The following is an 18264-nucleotide window of genomic DNA, read 5'->3' on the forward strand; positions in this document are numbered from 1 at the left end:
GGAGCGAACCGCCTACTGGAGAACCGTCATGACCAGTTTCACCGAATCCCGTGCCGCGTCATCAAACGAGCCGCCGCCGGCGATCGCAGCCGGTTTCGAGGTGCGTGTGCAGTACACGGCGATCGACGCCGGCGCCGAGATCGCGCCGATCGTTCGCAATCCGAATGTCGGTGCGGTCGTGAATTTCCTCGGTGTCGTGCGCAACGAAGGCGACGTCGACGACGTGATCGCGCTGGAAGTCGAGCACTATCCGACGATGACCGAGCAGGCGCTCTGGAGCATCGTCGAGGAGGCCAGCGCGCGGTGGCGACTCGAGGCGGCCAAGGTCGTGCATCGCGTCGGGCGCATTCCGCTGGGCCATGCGGTCGTGATCGTCGTCGTGGCCGCCGCGCATCGCGCGTCGGCGTTCGATGCGTGCGAATTCATCATGGACTTCCTGAAGACGCATGCGCCGTTCTGGAAGAAGGAGATCCGGCACGACGGCGTGGTCGGCTGGGTCGAGCCGAAGGCGCATGACGATCAGGCGATGCGCCGCTGGGGATGAACGTGCCGGCCAACGCCTTTCCGATCCCGCCGATTGCACCGATTTCGCTCAGGACATCGTAATGAAACTGACGATCAAATACTTTGCGAGCATTCGCGAACAATTGCATACCGACGAGGAAGTCGTCGAGATCGATGCGCATGAGCTCACCGTCGACGCGCTGCGCGCCGCGCTCGCCGCACGCGACGCGCGCAGTGGCGAAGCGCTGCGGCTGGATCGACCCGTGCGCGCGGCCGTGAACCTCGAGATGGTGCCCGGCGGATTCGTCGTGCGGGAGGATAGCGAGGTGGCGTTCTTTCCGCCGGTGACCGGCGGGTGATGCGTTCACATCCGGCAGCGACTGACGGATCGTAGCCGTTCGACGCGCGACGGGTTGGCTAATGGAGCCCGCGAAGAAAATCCGGAACCGGATGGTCGATCGAAGCAAGATAACCCGCCATCGCACCTGCCACTTTCCGCACGGCCGGACGCGCGGTCATCCGTTCGCGCCAGGCGAGCAGGTTCGGCGTCTCCGCCGTCATCGGTGCGCCCTTGCGTGCGCCGAACAACTGCGCCATGTAGAACGCGATGTCGGCGTACGAATAAGTGTCGGCAAGGAATTCACGGTCCGCCAGCACGCGTTCCATGCGTCGATAGTATTGCCGCGCTTCGTCGCGTGCGGCCTGTGCCGCGGGGTGATCGGGCGTCTCTTCGAGGCCCATCAGCCGGATCACGTGCGGAAAATAAACCTCGTCGCTGCAGTGCTCGAGCTGACGCGCCACCGCGCGCGCTTTCGGCTGCGCGGGCCATAGCGCGGGATCGGGCTTCAAGTCTTCCAGGTACTCGAAGATCTGCGTGGAATCGAAAATCTCCAGGTCGCCGTCGATCAGCACCGGCACCTGACGCTTCGGATTGATGCGCAAGACGTCCGGATGCTTCGGGTCGTAGCCGCGCTGCTGGCTGAACGGCACCAGCACGCGCTCGAAGGCGATGCCCTTCTCGTGCGCCGCGATCTCGACTTTCGCGCCGAACATGCTCAGCGGACCGGTCATGATTTTCATGTATCGCTCTCCTCGTCGGGTTTCGCGCAGTGGCTCTCACATGAACACCGCCCGCGCGTCGGCAAGCCCGCGCCCGACTCCGTTGCGCGCCAGCCGAGCGCGGATGTGTCGAATTATGGATCCGATAACATGACATCCCGTGTCATGTATTCCGGATGAGGTGCCACTCATGAAAGCCAGCCGGCTGTTGTCGATCATGATGATGCTGCAGGCGCGCGGCCGCATGACCGCGCCGGCGCTGGCCGCCGCGCTGGAAGTGTCCGAGCGGACTATCCTGCGCGATATCGACCAACTGTCGACGGCCGGCGTGCCGATCTGGGGCGATCGCGGACGCAACGGCGGCTTTCAGTTGCAGGACGGCTGGCGTACCGATCTCACGGGGCTGACCGAGCAGGAGGCACATGCGTTGATTCTGGCCGGCCTGCCGGGGCCGGCGGGAGAACTCGGGCTCGACGGGATGGCTGCGTCCGCGCGGCTGAAGATGATCGCGAGCCTGCCGCCGGACTCGCGCGAACATGCCGATCGTGTCGCGAGCCGGCTGCATGTCGATACCGTGGATTGGTATCGGGCGCAGGAAACGCCGGCGTTTCTGCGTGAAGTCGCCGATGCCGTGTGGCAGTCGCAGCGAATCGAGGTGACATACGAGAGCTGGCGCGGTGTGTCGCGCCGCGCACTCGATCCGCTCGGGCTGGTGCTCAAGGGCGGTGCGTGGTACGTGGTGGCGAAGGTCGCCGGCAAGCGCGATGCGCTGACTTTTCGGCTCGCGAACATTCGGGAACTCGCAGCGTCGCGCCGCCGATTCAAGCGGCCCGCGCGGTTCGATCTGGCCCGGCACTGGCGTGATGCGATGAGCCGGTATGAAGCGGAGCTTTACCGGTTGAGCGCGCACGTCGCGGTGTCGGCGCGCGCAGAGAGCTGGCTGATCAATGCGCGCGTCAAGGTCGCGCCCGTCTCGGATAGCGCCGGCAGTAGCGCGGTCCCGCCAGGATGGAAGGAATTCCTGATGCCGATCGAATCGATCGAGCACGGTGCGCGCAAGCTGCTTGGATATGGTGCGGAGTTGAAAGTGCTCGGGCCGCGGGAACTCGTGGTTCGATTGACCGACGAGGTTGCGGCGACGAAGGCGCTGTATTCACCCGCGCCGCCGATGATCGACGACGCGCCAACATTCGCGGCGTGATCGGAGCGAAACTGCTTGCATTCACCGTCTTCACCGCGCACTCCGTCGTGATGGGCGCATTCCTCGAAGACACTGCCCGTCGAGATCGCCTGGATCGGTGTCGATGTCTTCATCTTGCCTATCTTGCGTTGGGATCTTGAGGCTTCGTTGCGCAGGATGTCGGCATTTCTGCTTTCATTCGCCCCATTTTTCGCAAATTCGCAACGCCTCGCCTTTTTCGATTGGCGTTTTGCCCATGCGGACGGCGCGCGCGGCGGCGCCGATATTGCGCCGCCTCGGGCGACCGGCCTCGAACGGTTTGCCCCGAATTTTCCACATGATGAAATCGCGTCGGTCGGACGAACGCCGCATCTGCGACCGGCCATATGCCCCACACGCAACTCTTATATAAGACATAAGACATTTGACGCCTGACCATATTGCGACTAGAATCCCGTCCAAGCAGTGAAGCAGTGTCCGGAACAGCAGCCTCGGCGTGCCTGGAAAGCCCTTCCCCTGAAACGCAATCTCAGCAGGTCCCCCCATGCTTGAAAACTTTCGTGCTCACGTGGCCGCCCGCGCCGCGCTCGGTATTCCTCCCCTGCCGCTGACGGCTCAGCAAACCGCCGAACTGGTGGAACTGCTGGCGAACCCGCCCGCCGGCGAAGAGCAGACGCTGCTCGACCTGATCACCCACCGCGTCCCCGCCGGCGTCGACGAAGCCGCGCGCGTGAAGGCCGGCTTCCTGGCCGCCGTCGCGAAGGGCGAGACGGCCTGCCCGTTGATCTCGCGCGAGCGCGCGACCGAACTGCTCGGCACGATGCTGGGCGGCTACAACATCCAGCCGCTGATCGAGCTGCTGTCCGACGAAGCAGTCGCGGCCGTCGCTGCCGACGCACTGAAGAAAACCCTGCTGATGTTCGACCAGTTCCATGACGTGAAGGAACTCGCCGACAAGGGCAACGCGCACGCGAAGGCCGTGCTGCAGAGCTGGGCCGACGCCGAATGGTTCACGAGCCGTCCGGAAGTGCCGGAAAGCCTGACCATCACCGTGTTCAAGGTCACGGGCGAAACCAACACCGACGACCTGTCGCCGGCCCCGGACGCCACCACCCGCCCGGACATCCCGATGCACGCGCTGGCGATGCTGAAGAACGCGCGCCCCGGCATCACGCCGGAAGAAGACGGCAAGCGCGGCCCGGTCAAGTTCATCGAATCGCTGAAGGACAAGGGTCACCTGGTCGCCTACGTCGGCGACGTGGTCGGCACCGGCTCCTCGCGCAAGTCGGCCACCAACTCGGTGCTGTGGTTCACCGGCGAAGACATCCCGTTCGTCCCGAACAAGCGTTTCGGCGGCGTGTGCCTCGGCGGCAAGATCGCCCCGATCTTCTACAACACGATGGAAGACGCCGGCGCGCTGCCGATCGAACTCGACGTGTCGCAGATGAACATGGGCGACGTCGTCGAACTGCGCCCGTACGAAGGCAAGGCGCTGAAGGACGGCAACGTGATCGCCGAATTCCAGGTCAAGTCCGACGTGCTGTTCGACGAAGTGCGCGCCGGCGGCCGCATTCCGCTGATCATCGGCCGCGGCCTGACCGCGAAGGCGCGTGAAGCGCTCGGCCTCGCGCCGTCGACGCTGTTCCGCCTGCCGCACCAGCCGGCCGACAGCGGCAAGGGCTTCTCGCTCGCGCAGAAGATGGTCGGCCGCGCATGCGGTCTGCCGGAAGGCCAGGGCGTGCGTCCGGGCACGTACTGCGAACCGAAGATGACCTCGGTCGGCTCGCAGGACACCACGGGCCCGATGACCCGCGACGAACTGAAGGATCTGGCCTGCCTCGGCTTCTCGGCCGACCTCGTGATGCAGTCGTTCTGCCACACCGCCGCTTATCCGAAGCCGGTCGACGTCAAGACGCACCAGACGCTGCCGAACTTCATCAGCACCCGTGGCGGCATCGCGCTGCGCCCGGGCGACGGCGTGATCCACTCGTGGCTGAACCGCATGCTGCTGCCCGACACCGTCGGCACCGGCGGCGACTCGCACACGCGCTTCCCGATCGGCATCAGCTTCCCGGCAGGCTCGGGCCTGGTCGCGTTCGCGGCCGCCACCGGCACGATGCCGCTGGACATGCCGGAATCGGTGCTGGTCCGCTTCAAGGGCAAGATGCAGCCGGGCGTCACGCTGCGCGACCTCGTCAACGCGATTCCGCTGTATGCCATCAAGCAGGGCATGCTGACCGTCGCCAAGCAAGGCAAGAAGAACATCTTCTCGGGCCGCATCCTCGAAATCGAAGGCCTGCCCGATCTGAAGGTCGAGCAAGCGTTCGAACTGTCGGATGCGTCGGCCGAGCGTTCGGCAGCCGGTTGCACGGTGCACCTGAACAAGGAACCGATCATCGAGTACCTGAACAGCAACATCACGCTGCTGAAGTGGATGATCGCGCAGGGCTATCAGGATCCGCGCAGCCTGCAGCGCCGTATCGCGGCGATGGAGCAGTGGCTGGCCGACCCGCAACTGCTGTCGCCGGATGCCGACGCCGAATACGCGGCCGTCATCGAGATCGACCTGGCCGACATCCATGAACCGATCGTTGCGTGTCCGAACGATCCGGACGACGTGAAGACGCTGTCCGACGTCGCCGGCGCGAAGATCGACGAAGTGTTCATCGGTTCGTGCATGACCAACATCGGTCACTTCCGTGCCGCGTCGAAGCTGCTGGAAGGCAAGCGCGACATCCCGGTCAAGCTGTGGGTCGCGCCGCCGACCAAGATGGACCAGAAGCAACTGACGGAAGAAGGCCACTACGGCGTGTTCGGCACGGCCGGCGCCCGCACCGAAATGCCGGGCTGCTCGCTGTGCATGGGCAACCAGGCACAGGTGCGCGAAGGCGCGACGGTGATGTCGACGTCGACCCGAAACTTCCCGAACCGTCTGGGCAAGAACACGAACGTGTACCTCGGCTCGGCGGAACTGGCGGCAATCTGCTCGCGTCTCGGCAAGATCCCGACCAAGGACGAGTACATGGCCGACATGGGCGTGCTCAATGCCAACGGCGACAAGATCTACAAGTACATGAACTTCGACCAGATCGAAGATTTCAAGGAAGTCGCGGACACCGTGCAGATCTAAGCATGCGGTCGAGCTGCGGCGGGCTGTGCCCGTCGTGGCGACACGCGAAGGCGCCGCGGGCTGAATGCCCGCGGCGCTTTTTTTTGGTTCTTCGTGGATTTCCGTGGTGGGAGGACGCCGGCGAGGAACGTCGGCGCTCGGCCACTAGCTGACATTTGGCGTCTGAAGTCGAAAATGCTGGCTTCTCGGCTATCTCCGGTCGCTCCTGATATAAGCCGCTCTCGGACAAGCGCACGCCTGCTGCCGAGCAAGCGAGCAGACTATTTCCCCACCGACGGATCCAGGAGAGACAGGAAACGAGGGCATTCGCCTCCAAGGAAGAGGCCTGCTATCAAACTCAAACTCGACTACGTTAGCGCGTCGTTGCGAATGCACATCACGTAACGAGCATTGCGCGCCACGGACGGGTCTGGATCGGCGGCCAGCCGGGCAAGCAGGGCCGACGCCGTGCCATTGAATTCGGCGAGCGCCTGACAAATCCGTACACGGGTCTGGACATCGGCTGGACCGTCTGAGATCGCTGCTTCAAAGCGCTCCACAATTTGCTTTGCGATCGCAGGGTCTTCCGCCAAATCGGCTAACGCATCGGCCGCCTCGACATCGTGAATCCCGCCAAGAACCTGCTCGATCAGCAGGGGAATGGCGTCGCGTATCCCCCATCCGCCAAGCACCCGCGCAGCGCGATACCGCACGCGCTCCGCGGGGTCGAGGAGCGAGCCGCGCAAGGTCTCCACCGCATCGGAACCGCCGAGTTTCGCCAGCGCGAGCACGGCCCGTTCGCGTACTGCCGGATCGGGCTGTTGAAGCGCCGCGCCAAGTACGCTGGTGCCGCTGCCTACGGTTCTTCCCAGCGCCCAGTGCAGCGCACCTGCGACATTCGGCTCCTGTTCCTGGAGCAGTGCGTGGGCGATGAGTGCTGCAAGCGGGGCATCGCTGGACGCGGCGTCAAACGCAGCACGCTGTCTCTCAGGTGCATGCGTCGACTCCAGTCCTTTCAGCAGATGCACGACATCAAGCACAGCTGACCAATCATCGGGAGAGGTGGCGGACACAGCAGTCAGCCGGCAAAGCAACGCTTGCTCTGCGGCCAGCCGCTCGCGGCTGCGAACCATCAGCGCGTCAATGAGCACATCGGGGTGAGGCGCTTGCTGGCTGAGCGCCTGACGCACCTCGGCCAGCCCAAGGCCCAGCGAACGCAGACTCTCCACTTGGAACAGGCGCAAGGCATCGGCTTGCGAATACTCGCGGTATCCCGCTTCCGTACGTCCCGACGGGCTGACCAGTCCGATCGCGTCGTAGTGCCGCAGCATGCGCGCGCTGACGCCGGAACGATTGGCCAACTCGCTGATGCGCATCACTTGTCTCCGGTGTCATCTGGTTCACGCCGCCCTGTGTCTCGGCCTTGGCTCCAATCGAGCCTCGAAAATTCTAACAAACCGCCAACGGCTTCCATCACCTCGGCCAACACGTGGCTCATCACATCGATCGCCGTCAACCCGCCTGTTCATCGGCGTCGGGCAACGGTGCACCTGCGCGCCACGCATCGGCTGGATCGAGCACGAACGCACTCTCCGGGTCGGCGATGAGCCTGAGGCTCGCGCAGGCATGAATGCGAACCGCCGGGTCCGTGTGTCGGGCCGCCGCCGCAACGAGCGGGGCCATGGCGTCGTCTCCAAGCATGAGTAATGCCCGGCTCAGACTCCGCTTGAGGTCCTTGTCGCCGCGGCCTAGCTCGCGAATCAGTTCGCGTGCCAAGGCGGCTCGTTGCCAGGTCGGCACCAACCCCGCTGCGGTGCGCCACGCAGTTCGTGCCACCTCCGGATCGGGGTCATGCAGATGCCCGCTTGTGATCGCTGACCAGGTTGCAGGGTCGCCGATCTTCGAGAGCGTATGTAGCGCCTGGCTACGCGCTTGCGCCAGCGGCGAGCGCAGCTCGTCAAGCAGCAATGGCAAGGTCAGATCCTGCGTGTGCCGGGTGAGCGCCCAGGTGAGCATGTCGCGAACGAAGAAATCCGGTTCGACACCGCAACGCTTCACCAGTAGCGTGATCTGGCCTGGATCGGGAGCCGTGCCGGCACCAAGCGCAGCCGCAAGACGGAGCGAAGCGTCCGGATGCTCGAGTGCCGTGGTCAATGCGTGACGGGAAGTCGGGGGATAGTGACGGATCATGAATGCCTCCTCGCCCGACAGTGGACACCTTGTCACTATGACAAGGTCAAGTGTTTTTCGGGCGAGGGGCCGATCACAGCCTCCTCCGCAGGTGACGGGCGGCCAGTTTCAGCCATTCGACCTTCCGAAGAAAATCGTCGACAATTCGGGGCGGTATAGGAATGTCCTTGGAGATCGTACCGGATGAGGAAGACACTGGGCTACCTGCACGAGGTTTGGCTCTGCCCGGACGAGTTCGGCAACGCTCTTCCCGCATGCATTGCCCATGGACCGGACGGAGATGCTGCCAGGGCTCTCAATGAGCCGGGTAGCGAATGGATATGGACGTTTTGGGCATCGTCACATGCGGAGGCGATGTGCGTTTATTACGAATTCGTCGGCTATGAAAAGTACACGTCCCAAGCCGACGGCGATCTTCTCCCATATCCGCAAGCTTGGTATGAGCGTCAGGTCGCGTATTTGGACCGCACGTGATCGATGCATAGGTGTCGGCCCAGCTTCTTTGCAAGTCGGTCACGGTAGGCAGTTTCGGGCAATTGCCGGCCAGAAACGGCCGTTCGACACAGCTTTTTAGATCGTCGACAATCGGTGCAGATAAGGGCGTAGCCTTTAGCGGTTACCGTCGATCAGATCGTTCAGCAGCGCATCGAACGCGGCCTGTGCGTCTTCAAGTTCCTGCAGGGCGGCATCAAAGGTTTGCAGCGCGAACGGCGAAGGCTCGCCGCTGCCTTGCGGCGGAAATTGCTTCTGCATCGAGGCGAACGTACTCTGCACGCGCAGCGTGGCGGCCACCATGCGCTCCATCGCCTGGGTTTCTTCGGCTCGGGCCTGTTCCGGATTCATTCCACTCTCCTTGGATGGTTTTCTTGAAGACCAGATCGTACACGCTGTGTCCGTTCTTGCCGCCCTTGGCAGAACGACTCCGTTGAAGGTTCCAACGGCACGCTGCGCGAGAAGCGATTTAATCGGGAATGATTCCGCAGTCGCGCCGAGGCCAAGATACTCATCGAGCGTGGCTACAAAATCCCGCCGCAGGTCACAACGATTGGCCGCTTTGGATGAATCTGAAGGACCGCTTCGGGTCGACAAGCGACGACCACGAAAATCCACGAAGAGCCTTTTTTGCCCGTCCCGGTTCGGTCTGGGATGGTTGCCCGCATGATCGTCCGAAGGCGTTCATCCCCCTCCCCGGCCGGATCCACGCGTTGACATAGGAACCGATTGGTCCATATACTGACGCCAAATTGCAGGAGATCTCACCCATGGCACATCCGACCGGTCTTGGACGTCCGCGCGAATTCGAACTGGACGATGCCGCGCGCGACGCGATGCAAGTCTTCTGGGACCGCGGCTACGAAGGCGCGTCGCTGCCGGATCTGATTGCCGGCACCGGCTTGTCGCGCGGCAGCCTCTACAAGGCGTTCGGCGACAAGAAAGGGCTGCTGCTGGCGGCCCTGGACCTGTATATGGCCGACGGGTTGAAGGCAACCGCCGACATCCTGTCGCAGCCGGGCACGGTGAAGGACGCCATTCGCGATTCGCTGCTGCGCTATGCGCGCCTTTCCGTCGGCGAGGCAGGCCGACGCGGATGTCTCGCGATCGCGATGACTACCGAAATGGCGGCCCGCGATCCGGATGTCGCGGAACGCACGGCACGCATGTTCCGGCGTTTGCAGCAGCTTTATGCCGGCGCGATCGTGCGCGGGCAGGCAAGCGGCGAGATGGCCGAACGCGACGAACAGGCGCTCGCGCGTTTCCTGCTCTGCCAGGTCGAGGGAATGCGCGTGCTGGGCAAAACCGGCGTATCGGAAGCGGACATGCTCGCGCTCGTCGACAACACGATGCGCGTTCTCGATTAATTTTTTTGGCCAATTTGGAACTGATTGGTCCCATATGGAGGCTCACCCATGACCCGCAACGATTCCGTCTCGCCGGACCCGCGCCGCTGGGCAATGTTCTCGGTCCTGCTCGTCGGCGCATTCCTGCCTCCGCTGGACTTCTTCATCGTCAATGTCGCGCTGCCGTCGATCCGGGGGGAATTGGGCGCGTCGTCTTCGGCCGAGCAATTCGTCATCTCGTCGTACGCCGGCCTGTACGCCGTAACGCTGATTACCGGCGGGCGGCTGGGAGACCTGTTCGGGCGGGGGCGCATGTTCTTTCTCGGACTGATCGGATTCGCGACGGCATCTGCGCTATGCGGCCTCGCGAGTTCGCCGTGGACACTGATCGCGGGCCGGGCGTTGCAGGGGCTGACGGCGGCCGTCATGGCGCCGCAGGCGCTCGCGTCGATCCAGGCGATCTTCCCCGAATCGGAAAAGCCGCTCGCGCTCAGCCTTTATGGCGCGGTCTTCGGGCTCGCCGCGGTCGTCGGGCAGGCACTGGGCGGCATCCTGATTTCGCTGAATCTGTTCAATCTCGGCTGGCGGACGATCTTCCTCGTCAACCTGCCGCTGGCGATCCTGGTCGTGCTGTTCGGCATCCCGCTGCTGAAGGAAACGCGCGCGCAGCATGCACGCAAGCTCGACCTCGGCGGCACGGCGCTGTCGATGGCAACGCTCGGCGCGCTGGTCGTGCCGTTGATCGAAGGGCGTGACGCAGGCTGGCCGCTATTGGCCTGGATGTCGCTGATGGCGGTACCGGCGCTCGCATGGTTGTTCTGGCGCTACGAGAGCCGGCTCGCCCGCAGCGGCGGCGCCCCGCTGCTCGATCCGGCCGCGCTGCGCGCGCCGGGGCTGGGCCGCGCGCTGCTGATCGCGCTGTTGCTGTACTCGATCGGCGCGTTCTTCCTGCTGTTTTCGATCTATCTGCAAAGCGCGTTGCACGTCGATGCGCTGAGCGCGGGCCTCGTGTTCCTGCCGTTCGGCGTGGGCTTTCTGCTGGGGCCGCTGTCGACGCCGCACTGCTCACGCGTTCTCGGCGCGTACGTCAATCCGTTCGGCATGGGCCTCGAGGTCGTCGGCCTCGTCAGCCTGGCCTGGTTGATCGCCGCGACACCGCTCGGCATGCCGCTCGCCACGATCCCGCTTGCCGCCGTTCTGTTCATCATCGGTTTCGGGCAAGGGCTCGCGCTGCCGACGCTGATGCGAATGGTCACAGGCCGTGTCGCACCGGCGCTGTCGGGCATGATCGCCGGCATCGCCAGTTCGACCCTGCAGGTCAGCACGTCGCTCAGCGTCGCGATCATCGGCGGAATTTTCTATACGGTCCTCGGCTCGCGTCAGGATCCCGCTGCGATCGCGCACGCGTTCATCGTCGCGATTCTCGGTATCGCGTTCTTCCTGAGCATCGGCGCGGGATTGGGCATCTCGCTCGGGCGGACACCCGCGGGGCGCCCCGCTGCCCGTCCCCACGCCCGAGCGACGTTCGGCACCGAACGCAACCGGCCGTGATGCAGGGCGCGAAATCGCGCGCAGCACGTCGATTTCCCGCGCGGACAGGCGCGGGCCGTCATGCGGCGCGCGACTCGCGACACGCGTGACGGCGGATGCGCCCTCCCTCAGCAGCGCGCTCACCGCTTCCCCACAAAGCCGGCCGCACGCGATTTCTTCCTGCAACACGTTCGCGGCGGCGGCGACGCTCAACGCCGCGCGCCATGGACGCGCCGAGCGCAATGCGACCCACGCCACCGACGCCGCCAGCCTTAGCGCATGCACGACGCCGCGAGCTTCCCGACCGCGATCACCGCCTGCTCGATCTCCGGCGACCACGCGCTGCTGTAGTTCAGCCGGATGAAGTTCCGGTAGTTGTCGGTGATCGAGAACATGTAGCCGGGGCCGATCGTGATTCCCTGCTCCAGCGCGAGCTGATACAGCCGCATCGCGTCGACCTGAACCGGCAACTCGACCCACAGCACGTAGCCGCCGGCCGGGCTCGAGATGCGCGTGCCTTCCGGGAAGAATCGCGACACCATCGCGCGCATCAGGTTCGCCTGCTGCGCATACGCCTTGCGCAAGCGTCGCAGGTGATGCTCGTAGCTGTCGCGTTCGAGAAACTCGGCGATCGCGAGCTGCGGCAGCGACGGCGTGGCCAGCGTGTTCAGGAACTTCAGTTTCTCGACCTGATCGCGATAGCGGCCCGGCAACGCCCAGCCAACCCGGTAAGCCGCCGTCAGGCTCTTCGAGAACGATGCGCAATGCAGCACGATCCCGTTGCGATCGCAGGACTTCAGCGTGCTCGGATGCGACTCGCCGAAATACAGTTCGTTATACACACCGTTCTCGATGAGCGGCATGTCGACGCGGGTCGCGAATTCCACCAGTTCGCGCTTGCGCTCGTCGGGCATCTGGAAGCCCAGCGGATTCTGGAAATTCGGCATCACCATGCACGCGGCGATCGACTGCGACTTTGCGATCGCCGCCAGCGCGGCGATATCGATCCCGTATTCCGGATGCGTCGCGACCTCGATCGCCTTCATCCCCATCCGCTCGATCGCGTGCAGCATCGCGTAGAACGTCGGCGACTCGACCGCGATCGTGTCGCCCGGTTTCGCGACCGCCTGCAGGCACAGGTTGATCGCCTCGGTCGCACCGACCGTCACGATGATCTCGTTCGGATCGACCGACATCCCGTTTTCCAGGTAGCGTCGTGCGATCTGCCGGATCAGACGCGGATGGCCGGGCGGCAGCCCGTCGGTCACGCCCCACAGCGACTTGTCCCGGCCGGCCGCATACGCGTAGCGGTTCAGCTTCTCGAACGGAAAGAGGCTCGGGTCCGGATACGGCGAACCGAGCGGCACCGCGTCGTCGGTGCCGATCGAGCGCAGCGTCGACAGCACGAGCCGGCTCATGTCGACCGACGACGAAATTGCGATCGGCTTCGACGGCCGCAGTTCGCGCACCGGCGCGTGGTTGTCGTCGCGACGCAGGTTCACGAAGTAGCCCGACTGCGGACGGCTTTCCAGCAGTCCGCGGCTTTCGAGCAGCAGATATGCGTGCAGCACGGTCGTGATGCTGATCCGGTGCTGCTGGCTCGCCTGCCGCACCGACGGAATCCGGTCGCCGTGCCGGTACACGCCTTGGCGGATCAGGCGTTCGATGTCGTCCGCGAGTTTTTCGTAGAGCTTCATCGCGTGCTCCCCGCCGCCCCGCGCACGCCCGATCCGTGCATGTGCCGCCCGCCGACCGGGCTGTCGTGATGCCTGATTGCTCCCTCCGGTTTTGCCTTTTCCATCGTCGTGGCTCGCTTTTGAAGATGCGCCGTCAAGCCCGTGATGTCTGGGCCTGCGGCACTGTGCACTTGATGATGGAATCGTAAGAGCAGAACAGTTAATGCGGAGTACACACATCGGATATGCACACAAGAGTACAGTTCGGCGCGAATTCGCGACTTCGGGCGAACTGTACGTCTTACGATTTGACGCAGGGGCTGGGAAATGGATGCGGTGGCCGGGGATTCGAAGGCGGTACCGTGTGGTCGCGCAGCTCGCGGTCGCGTCTGCGGCATCCGGCAAGATCGAGCTGTATGCGCCGTTCGCGTACGACGCGGCGCTCGCGATGATCGCGGCGATCCGCAAGGCGGATTCGGTCGACCGCGGCAAGATCGTCGCGAGCCTGCCGGGCGTGTCGGTCACGGGCGTGACGGGGAAGATCTCGTTCGACGAGCGCGGCGACCTGATCAAGCCGCCCTACACGCTGTTCCGCGTCGAACAGGGGCAGTGGCACAGCATTCGCACGGTCGGCGGCGCGTCGAACTGATCGACGCCGGGCAGCCCGGCAACGGGCGGCGTCATCGCTCCGCCTGTTGCCGCTGCACCTCCTGCGCTTTCATCTGCAGATACGCGCCGCGCTCGACTTCGTGCAGTTGCTTCGGATACTGCTCGGTCGCGTCGAACCAGCGCGCAAGGCGCTGGTCGAGCGGCTTGTCGAGCGTCGCGAGATACGTGTCGATCGCGAGGTAGTAGCGCATCGTGTTGCGCTCCAGCAATCCGCGCACGCCGCCGATGTACTGCGGCTGCGCCGCCGATGCGCCGCTGGCTGCCGTGAACCCGACCTTGTCGCTGCCGACCGTCGAAAGGTAGGTCTTCATCGCCATGCGGCCGACCGCGCCGAAGCCGTATGAATACGTGAGGTGCAGGAACGTGCGCGATCCGCCGACCGGCACCGCTTCCAGCACGATCCGGTAGTCCTTCGTGCCCATCGGGCCGCTGTCGGCGGCCAGGTCGACCTGGAAATAGTCGGGTGTCGCGGCGGCCACGCGGTAGCGGAACTGCACGCGATAGGTATCCGACAGCTTCTGCTCGATCTTGCGGCCGAGGTTCACGTCGAGCACCGGGCCGTCGCTGCCGGTCGACGCACGACAGTACTTCGTGTTCAGGTGCAGGATCAGCACCGCGCACCAGTTCGCGGGGCCTTGCGCGGGATCGTTGAGCTTGCCGTTCACGACGGAGAACGGATAGTCGACGACGGCATAGATGTCGCCCTTCAGCGACGAAGACGCCTCGGACGATTCGAGGTACAGCGGGCGATGGAACGAGTTGTTCTTCAGTTGCTCGCCGAGGCTGTGATAGCGGTCGAGCAGCGCCGCCGCGCCGTCCGCGCCGAACGACAGCGCGCTCCAGCCGAGGCACACGGCCGCGACGAGCGCATGCCATGCGCGGCGCGCGTAGCGCGGTGCTTGCGGATGTTGGGATGTCTCCATTCTTGTGCTCCAGCGGGGGCGCGGTGGTCGCGCACATGGTTCACAGAATACGCCGACCGCTATCGACTCCGCTTCACCGGCACCGGCAGTTGCGCGGCAGTGATCCGGATCAGTGTCGACAGCCATTCGCGGTCGTCCCAGCGCTCGCCTCCGATGACGAGATGCGGCTTCGCGGTCGGATACGGTGGCGCTTCGTCGCAGGTGCCGAGAAACGCACGCCCGTCAGGCGTCGGCTTGACGAACAACCGGTCGTCGCACACCAGCGCGACCATCTTGCCGTCGCAGTAGATGCCGTATTCGCCGAACATCTTGCGCGCCGACACGGCGCCCACCGCAGCCATCTGCTCGACGACGAAATCGACGGTTCCCTGACTCGATGCCATCCATCCGCTCCGTTACCGAATAACCCTTCTGACCGTCACCGACGCGGTGCCGTTCCGTTCGAATCCCACGCGATCACGCGTGCGTCCTGCTCATTTGTCAGCCGAAAACGCACTCGACATCTGCCGCGCCCGCTTCACATCGTCGCCGTGCAGATAAATCGACGTCGTCGAGATCGACGCATGCCGCAGGTTGTCGCGCACCGTCATCAGCTCCGCGCCGCGCGCGAGCGCATGTGTCGCATGCGTATGACGCATCCAGTGCGGGCTCGCCTGGCGCAACTTCTGCGCGAGCGCCGGGTTGTCGTCGTCGACGAGCGCGGCCGTCTGCGTGAAGAAACGCTGCATCACCTTCCACAGCCGCACGCTCGTGATCCCGGCCGCCCCGTCTTCCGCAAGGCTCGGAATCAGCGGCGTATCGGGACGCCAGCGCACCGGCGTTACCGGCAGCCGCCGCGCGACCAGATGACGATCGAGCGCCGTGCGCGCGAGCGGCGGCAGCGCGACGCGCGCGGCCTTGCTGCCCTTGCCGATCACCTTCAGCCACGCATCACCGTGCGCGTCCGTTTCGATGTCGCCGAGCGTCGCGCCGACCAGTTCGCTCGCACGCAGCCCGGTCGCATAGCCGAAATCGAGAATGAAGCGCAGCCGTTGCGCGGCCGCCGGCGTCCAGCCGGACTGCGATGCGCCGGACGGCTTGTCCTTGCGAAACTCGAGCCCGTCCGCGATCGTGCGCACGAGCAACCACTCGCCTTCGGTGAACGCATGAGACGTGTCCAGCGCATTCGCGCCGCGCGTATCGCGCACCTTGACGCCCGCGAACGGATTCGCGAGCAGATAGCGCTGCTCGATCAGCCAGCGGAACAGCGCGCCGAGAACCGACAGCGTGTACGCGGCCGAACGCGCGGACAATCCGCCCGAAAACGGCCGCCAGTCCGGCGCGCCGCGCGGCCGCACCGGGCCGATCCAGCGTTCGTGCGGCGTCGGGTTGCGCAGGAACGCGCGATACGCGACCGCATCCTCGGTGGTCAGCGACGACAGCGCACGCCCGCGCTCGACGATCGCCCACAGGATCAGCCGCTCGGCCTCCTTCCGGTACGCGCGGCGCGTCGCGGCCGATTCGTGCAGCGACAGCCAAGCGTGCACGGCCGCGTAATCGTTGTCCGCGTCGAGCGTGCTGGTCGCGCGCGGCGCGCGGAACGTGCCGGCCGACCCGTCGACCTCGTGCGGCAGCTTCAGTTGCTCCCACGGCACGATGGCGCTGCGCGGCGTCGCCGCGATCAGCGCGCGCGCCCGCTCGGTCAGGTCCGAATGCGCGGAAAAGAACGTCTCGATATGCCGCGCGCTCGCCATGCCGAGCCCCGCTATTGCGCGCCACCACTGACGCCGCCGCGGAATCCGCACGGTCAGGTCGGCGAGCGTCGCGATCCCGTGCGCACGCAACGCGACGACCGCGCGTGCGGGCAGCCACAAGCCGATGTCATCGCTGATTTGCGGCACCGGCGCACGCGCATGGCGCAGCAGGCCGATCGCATCGGTCGCGGCCTTCGCCATCTGGACGCGCGCGCTGTCGGCATGCGCGAGCTGCTCGGCGAGATCGGGCCGCCCGACCTGCCGCGCGACGCGCGCGAGGCGGCGACGAATCCCGCCGATCACGCCGCGCGCCGACCGCCGTTCGCCGAGCCGGTCGGGCAGATAGCGTTCGACCGCCTGACGCACGGTCATGCCCGCGTACCACGCGCGCAGCGCGGCCAGTTCGTCGGCGTCGGGATAGCCTGCGGGCGCAGGTGAGGAATCGGAGGAAGGCGGTAAGGCGAGGCGCGGTGTCATGGGCGCCAGTTTGACAGAACTGCGGACGCTCGAAAACGCCCGGCGTGCCGCAAGATGGATGCGCGACGCCGGCGGCTACCGGCATCGCGCACGAACGCTCAGCCCGTCACGGGCGTGCGCCGCACCTCGGACAGATAGATCAGGATCAGCGACACCCACACGATCCCGTACAGGAACATGAAGCAGGTCGTGCGCACGCGCAGCAGGTCGAGCAGCAAGCCGAACAGGATCGGCAGCAGGAAGCCGCCGAGCCCGCCCGCGAGGCCGACGATGCCCGTGACGACGCCCATGTTGTCCGGGAAATCGTCGGCGACGTACTTGAAGGTCGACGCCATCCCGAACGCGAACACCGCACCGAGCACGAAGGTCAGCGCGACGAAGCCTGCCACCGGCATCGACAGATTCAGCGACGCGGTGCCGTCGATCGTGTGAATCACGAAGTCGGTCGCCGGATACGACAGCAGGAACAGGCAGATCCACGCGACCCACAGCCCCCACCATGTGACCGCATGCGCGCCGAAGCGGTCGGACAGCGCGCCGCCGAGCGCGCGCAGCACGGAGCCCGGCAGCGAGAAGCCGGCCGCGAACGCGGAGGCCATCACGAGCGACATCCCGTATTCGCTCTTCAGGTACTGCGGGATCCACAGCGACAGCGCGGTGAAGCCGCCGAACGTGATCGAGTAGTACTGGCAGAGCCGCCACACGCGCGGATCGCGCAGCACCTTGAACGCGTCGAGCATCGATCCGCCTCGTTTGCCCGCCCCCGGATCGGGCGCCGACGCGACCCAGAAGATCGCGGCCGTGACGAGCAATGCAACCGCGTAGACGCGCGGCACGAGACGCCAGCCATACGCGGACAGCAGCAGCGGCGTGACGAACAGATTGACCGCCGCGCCGCACGTGCCCGCACCGAACACGCCCATCGCGAGCCCGCGCCGCTTCGGCGGGAAGAAGCGCGCGACGTACGGCGTGCCGACCGCGAACGACGCGCCGACGCAGCCGAGGAACAGCCCGATCACGAGGAACTGCCAGAGCTGCGTCGCATAGCTGACGATGTAGACGGGAATCGCGCACACGACGAGCAGCACCGTCATCACGATGCGGCCGCCGAAGCGGTCGGTCCACGTGCCGAGCGGCAAGCGCATCAGCGCGCCGGTCAGCACGGGCGTCGACGTGAGCAGCCCGAATTCCGTGCTGTTCAGGCCAAGATCGGTGCGCAGTTGCACGCCGAGCACGCCGAACATCATCCACACGACGAAACACACCATGAACGCGAGCGTGCTCGCGGCCAGCACCGACCACGCACGCAACGGGACGGCCTGCGTGTCCGCGGCCGGGCCGACGTTACCTTGTTGAGTTGCCATACGCAAAACCTC

General features: G+C 65.3%; 17 protein-coding genes and 1 pseudogene. 8 read left to right on the top strand and 10 right to left on the bottom strand.

Translation table 11 applies throughout. From position 1 onward, the window contains the following. Nucleotides 1–28: 28 nt before the first annotated feature. Both WS49_RS32060 and moaD read left to right on the top strand, forming a co-directional pair. The gene (locus WS49_RS32060) at nucleotides 29–544 is read left to right on the top strand and encodes a molybdenum cofactor biosynthesis protein MoaE (RefSeq protein ID WP_059537198.1); all 516 of its coding nucleotides are present in this window, start codon (nucleotides 29–31) and stop codon (nucleotides 542–544) included. Between the two features lie 61 nt (nucleotides 545–605). Beyond that, entirely contained in the window at nucleotides 606–863 is a 258-nt protein-coding gene (gene moaD, locus WS49_RS32065; protein ID WP_059537203.1) for a molybdopterin converting factor subunit 1, read from the top strand. A gap of 58 nt (nucleotides 864–921) precedes the next feature. On the opposite strand, the gene WS49_RS32070 is transcribed toward moaD, so the two are convergent. Further along, nucleotides 922–1584 (bottom strand): glutathione S-transferase family protein, encoded by a 663-nt coding sequence (locus tag WS49_RS32070; protein ID WP_059537206.1) that lies wholly within the window; start codon nucleotides 1582–1584, stop codon nucleotides 922–924. Nucleotides 1585–1753: 169 nt separating this feature from the next. On the opposite strand from WS49_RS32070, the gene WS49_RS32075 reads away from it, so the two are divergent. Next, nucleotides 1754–2764: a helix-turn-helix transcriptional regulator gene (locus WS49_RS32075; protein ID WP_059537209.1), complete on the top strand. Its 1011-nt coding sequence runs from the start codon at nucleotides 1754–1756 to the stop codon at nucleotides 2762–2764. Between the two features lie 174 nt (nucleotides 2765–2938). Here WS49_RS32075 and WS49_RS35455 read toward each other — a convergent pair whose 3' ends face one another. Beyond that, on the bottom strand, nucleotides 2939–3082 hold the full coding sequence (locus WS49_RS35455; protein ID WP_156441483.1) for a hypothetical protein: 144 nt from the start codon (nucleotides 3080–3082) through the stop codon (nucleotides 2939–2941). A 205-nt stretch (nucleotides 3083–3287) separates the two neighbouring features. Here WS49_RS35455 and acnB point away from each other — a divergent pair, with 205 nt between their 5' ends. Next, nucleotides 3288–5873: a bifunctional aconitate hydratase 2/2-methylisocitrate dehydratase gene (acnB, locus tag WS49_RS32080; protein ID WP_059537212.1), complete on the top strand. Its 2586-nt coding sequence runs from the start codon at nucleotides 3288–3290 to the stop codon at nucleotides 5871–5873. Nucleotides 5874–6220: 347 nt separating this feature from the next. Here the strand turns inward: acnB and WS49_RS32085 are convergent, their stop codons facing one another. Together WS49_RS32085 and WS49_RS32090 are read right to left on the bottom strand one after the other, a co-directional pair. Next, a complete protein-coding gene (locus tag WS49_RS32085) occupies nucleotides 6221–7228 on the bottom strand; it encodes a HEAT repeat domain-containing protein (RefSeq protein ID WP_063888569.1) in 1008 nt (335 codons plus the stop codon). A 136-nt stretch (nucleotides 7229–7364) separates the two neighbouring features. Continuing rightward, nucleotides 7365–8042, bottom strand: coding sequence for a HEAT repeat domain-containing protein (locus WS49_RS32090; RefSeq protein ID WP_059537219.1), 678 nt, complete (start codon nucleotides 8040–8042; stop codon nucleotides 7365–7367). A 183-nt stretch (nucleotides 8043–8225) separates the two neighbouring features. Here WS49_RS32090 and WS49_RS32095 point away from each other — a divergent pair, with 183 nt between their 5' ends. Further along, nucleotides 8226–8516, top strand: a complete 291-nt coding sequence (locus tag WS49_RS32095) for a hypothetical protein (protein ID WP_059537222.1) — start codon at nucleotides 8226–8228, stop codon at nucleotides 8514–8516. Nucleotides 8517–8651: 135 nt separating this feature from the next. Here the strand turns inward: WS49_RS32095 and WS49_RS32100 are convergent, their stop codons facing one another. Next, nucleotides 8652–8885, bottom strand: coding sequence for a hypothetical protein (locus WS49_RS32100; protein WP_011549124.1), 234 nt, complete (start codon nucleotides 8883–8885; stop codon nucleotides 8652–8654). Between the two features lie 419 nt (nucleotides 8886–9304). On the opposite strand from WS49_RS32100, the gene WS49_RS32105 reads away from it, so the two are divergent. Next, nucleotides 9305–9901 carry a TetR/AcrR family transcriptional regulator gene (locus WS49_RS32105; protein ID WP_059537226.1) on the top strand — a complete coding sequence of 199 codons (597 nt, stop codon included), beginning with the start codon at nucleotides 9305–9307 and terminating at the stop codon, nucleotides 9899–9901. 48 nt (nucleotides 9902–9949) lie between these two features. Beyond that, entirely contained in the window at nucleotides 9950–11431 is a 1482-nt protein-coding gene (locus WS49_RS32110) for an MFS transporter (protein ID WP_059537231.1), read from the top strand. Nucleotides 11432–11682: 251 nt separating this feature from the next. On the opposite strand, the gene WS49_RS32115 is transcribed toward WS49_RS32110, so the two are convergent. Next, nucleotides 11683–13107, bottom strand: a complete 1425-nt coding sequence (locus WS49_RS32115) for an aminotransferase-like domain-containing protein (RefSeq protein ID WP_059537234.1) — start codon at nucleotides 13105–13107, stop codon at nucleotides 11683–11685. A gap of 385 nt (nucleotides 13108–13492) precedes the next feature. Here WS49_RS32115 and WS49_RS32120 point away from each other — a divergent pair. Beyond that, a pseudogene (locus WS49_RS32120) lies at nucleotides 13493–13735 on the top strand (branched-chain amino acid ABC transporter substrate-binding protein); the annotation flags it as partial. 31 nt (nucleotides 13736–13766) lie between these two features. Here WS49_RS32120 and WS49_RS32125 read toward each other — a convergent pair. From WS49_RS32125 to WS49_RS32140, 4 genes are all read right to left on the bottom strand, one after another. Continuing rightward, the gene (locus WS49_RS32125; RefSeq protein WP_059537241.1) at nucleotides 13767–14678 is read right to left on the bottom strand and encodes a hypothetical protein; all 912 of its coding nucleotides are present in this window, start codon (nucleotides 14676–14678) and stop codon (nucleotides 13767–13769) included. Nucleotides 14679–14737: 59 nt separating this feature from the next. Further along, on the bottom strand, nucleotides 14738–15061 hold the full coding sequence (locus WS49_RS32130) for a TfoX/Sxy family protein (protein WP_059537245.1): 324 nt from the start codon (nucleotides 15059–15061) through the stop codon (nucleotides 14738–14740). A gap of 90 nt (nucleotides 15062–15151) precedes the next feature. Then, nucleotides 15152–16888 carry a site-specific integrase gene (locus WS49_RS32135; RefSeq protein WP_059537249.1) on the bottom strand — a complete coding sequence of 579 codons (1737 nt, stop codon included), beginning with the start codon at nucleotides 16886–16888 and terminating at the stop codon, nucleotides 15152–15154. A 98-nt stretch (nucleotides 16889–16986) separates the two neighbouring features. Then, on the bottom strand, nucleotides 16987–18252 hold the full coding sequence (locus tag WS49_RS32140) for an MFS transporter (protein ID WP_059537252.1): 1266 nt from the start codon (nucleotides 18250–18252) through the stop codon (nucleotides 16987–16989). Nucleotides 18253–18264: the final 12 nt, after the last annotated feature.

Source organism: Burkholderia sp. RF7-non_BP4 (genome assembly GCF_001521935.1).
GTDB classification, from domain to species: Bacteria; Pseudomonadota; Gammaproteobacteria; order Burkholderiales; family Burkholderiaceae; genus Burkholderia; species Burkholderia diffusa.